The organism is Corallococcus sp. AB045 (genome assembly GCF_003668895.1).
Classification (GTDB): domain Bacteria; phylum Myxococcota; class Myxococcia; order Myxococcales; family Myxococcaceae; genus Corallococcus; species Corallococcus coralloides.
Window position 1 is genome coordinate 2,501 of sequence record NZ_RAWN01000342.1, and the last position, 2,979, is coordinate 5,479.

General features: G+C 55.0%; 2 tRNA genes and 2 rRNA genes (1 of these 4 running past the window's edge). All 4 read right to left on the reverse strand.

Annotated features, from left to right (window positions below):
* Positions 1-722 (reverse strand): 23S ribosomal RNA (locus D7Y21_RS39980); it reaches 2,088 nt to the left of the window's first position.
* A 265-nt stretch (positions 723-987) separates the two neighbouring features.
* Positions 988-1,063, reverse strand: a tRNA-Ala gene (locus tag D7Y21_RS39985).
* A 119-nt stretch (positions 1,064-1,182) separates the two neighbouring features.
* Positions 1,183-1,259 (reverse strand) — tRNA-Ile (locus tag D7Y21_RS39990).
* A gap of 183 nt (positions 1,260-1,442) precedes the next feature.
* Positions 1,443-2,929, reverse strand: a 16S ribosomal RNA gene (locus tag D7Y21_RS39995).
* Together the 16S and 23S rRNA genes with 2 tRNA genes alongside form the textbook arrangement of a ribosomal RNA operon.
* Between the last annotated feature and the right edge of the window lie 50 nt (positions 2,930-2,979).

The following is a 2,979-nucleotide window of genomic DNA, read 5'->3' on the forward strand; positions in this document are numbered from 1 at the left end:
CGGGTCTAAAGCAACGAACTAAAAACGCCCTATTCAGACTCGCTTTCGCTGCGCCTTCACCTATCGGCTTAAGCTTGCTCGTTACTTTAAGTCGCTGACCCATTATACAAAAGGTACGCAGTCACCCAGGACGAACCTTGGGCTCCTACTGTTTGTAAGCATCCGGTTTCAGGTACTATTTCACTCCCCTCGTCGGGGTGCTTTTCACCTTTCCCTCACGGTACTGGTTCACTATCGGTCGCTGAGGAGTACTTAGGCTTGGAGGGTGGTCCCCCCATGTTCAGACAGGATTTCACGTGTCCCGCCCTACTCAAATCCAACAATCACCCTGACCTGTACGGGGCTATCACCCATTTGTGCCGGCTTTTCCAAGCCGTTCCAGTGAAGATCATGTTGGCATTGGCCTGATCCGCGTTCGCTCGCCACTACTAACGGAGTCTCAATTGATGTCCTTTCCTCCAGGTACTTAGATGTTTCAGTTCCCTGGGTTCGCTTTAAACCCCTATGAATTCAGAGTTTAATACCTTCATCTGACCCTCCGTATTGCAACCCCACCGTTACCGATGACGTCACAATACAAAGGGTCGAAGGTGGGTTTCCCCATTCGGAGATTCTTGGATCAAAGCTCGTTCGCAGCTCCCCAAGACTTTTCGCAGCGTACCACGTCCTTCATCGCCTCTCAGCGCCAAGGCATCCACCAGATGCTCTTACGACACTTGATTACTCTCATGATCGATGTCCGCTCGGCAAAGACCGGACATGATCTCAAGAAAGACCTGACCTCGCATTTCTGCAAGGTCATCTTTTTGCTTGCCAAGCATATCCGACGCACACGGCTGCGGGCCGTGGCTGGTTCGCGGAACTAGGTTGTCCGCTTGCCGAATATGCTGCCTCTTTACGATTTCAAACATCCGCGCTTCCCACACACAAGAGGGGAGGCGCGAACCTCATTTGACATTCCAGAACACAAAGATCGAACAAAAAGAATGGTGGAGCCTGTCGGGATCGAACCGACGACCTGAAGCTTGCAAAGCTACCGCTCTCCCAGCTGAGCTAAGGCCCCATTCTTGGTGGGCCTCAGTCGCCGGCAGGAGCGTCCGCTCCTTTGGCTATCCGCCGAACGATCGGCGGCGGCCGGTCGGCCTTCGCAAGAAGAAGGCCGGCGCTTGAGGCCCAAGATAATGGTGGGCCTGGGACGACTCGAACGTCCGACCTCACCCTTATCAGGGGTGCGCTCTAACCACCTGAGCTACAGGCCCGAACATCCTTCCAGGCCGCGCATGGTCACCCCAAGGGACGCAAACCATGCCAACCGATGTTCTGGAATTGAGAAGAAGAGAAACGAAGACGGCAGCGTCCCGCATAGCGAGGCCTGACTGGCCTCTTTGTTCAAAAGAGATCCGATAAAGCAACTAAAAGTTGCCTTGAGGGATCATCCTTAGAAAGGAGGTGATCCAGCCGCAGGTTCCCCTACGGCTACCTTGTTACGACTTCACCCCAGTCGCTGACCCTACCGTGGTCGCCTGCCTCCTTGCGGTTGGCGCAGCGCCGTCGGGTAAGACCAACTCCCATGGTGTGACGGGCGGTGTGTACAAGGCCCGGGAACGTATTCACCGTGGCGTTCTGATCCACGATTACTAGCGATTCCACCTTCATGCACTCGAGTTGCAGAGTGCAATCCGAACTGAGACGGCTTTTTGGGATTAGCATGCCCTCGCGGGTTAGCTGCCCATTGTCACCGCCATTGTAGCACGTGTGTAGCCCAGCCCGTAAGGGCCATGAGGACTTGACGTCATCCCCACCTTCCTCTCGGCTTATCACCGGCAGTCCCCCTAGAGTGCCCAACTGAATGATGGCAACTAGGGGCGAGGGTTGCGCTCGTTGCGGGACTTAACCCAACATCTCACGACACGAGCTGACGACAGCCATGCAGCACCTGTGTTCCGGCCAGCCGAACTGAAGGAACCTGTCTCCAGGATCCAAACCGGACATGTCAAAGGCTGGTAAGGTTCTGCGCGTTGCTTCGAATTAAACCACATGCTCCACCGCTTGTGCGGGCCCCCGTCAATTCCTTTGAGTTTTAATCTTGCGACCGTACTCCCCAGGCGGAATGCTTAAAGCGTTAGCTGCGCCACTGAGCAGCAAGCTGCCCAACGGCTGGCATTCATCGTTTACGGCGTGGACTACCAGGGTATCTAATCCTGTTTGCTCCCCACGCTTTCGCGCCTCAGCGTCAGATCCGGACCAGTAAGCCGCCTTCGCCACTGGTGTTCTTGCGAATATCTACGAATTTCACCTCTACACTCGCAGTTCCACTTACCTCTTCCGGTCTCAAGCCATACAGTATCGAAGGCAATTCTGTGGTTGAGCCACAGGCTTTCACCCCCGACTTATAAAGCCGCCTACGCGCCCTTTACGCCCAGTGATTCCGAACAACGCTAGCCCCCTTCGTATTACCGCGGCTGCTGGCACGAAGTTAGCCGGGGCTTCTTCTGCGGGTACCGTCATTATCGTCCCCACTGAAAGAGCTTTACAACCCTAAGGCCTTCATCACTCACGCGGCATGGCTGGATCAGGCTTGCGCCCATTGTCCAATATTCCCCACTGCTGCCTCCCGTAGGAGTCTGGGCCGTGTCTCAGTCCCAGTGTGGCTGATCATCCTCTCAGACCAGCTACTGATCGTCGCCTTGGTGAGCCATTACCTCACCAACTAGCTAATCAGACGCGGGCCGATCCTTCAGCGATAAATCTTTCTGCTCTCGCACGTATCCGGTATTAGCCCAAGTTTCCCTGGGTTATCCCGAACTGAAGGGCACGTTCCCACGCGTTACTCACCCGTCTGCCACTCACCCCGAAGGATGCGTTCGACTTGCATGTGTTAAGCCTGCCGCCAGCGTTCGTTCTGAGCCAGGATCAAACTCTCAAGTTGAAAGATTTGATCGCGACTGTCGTTCACTGCATAAATTGACAGAGCACCTC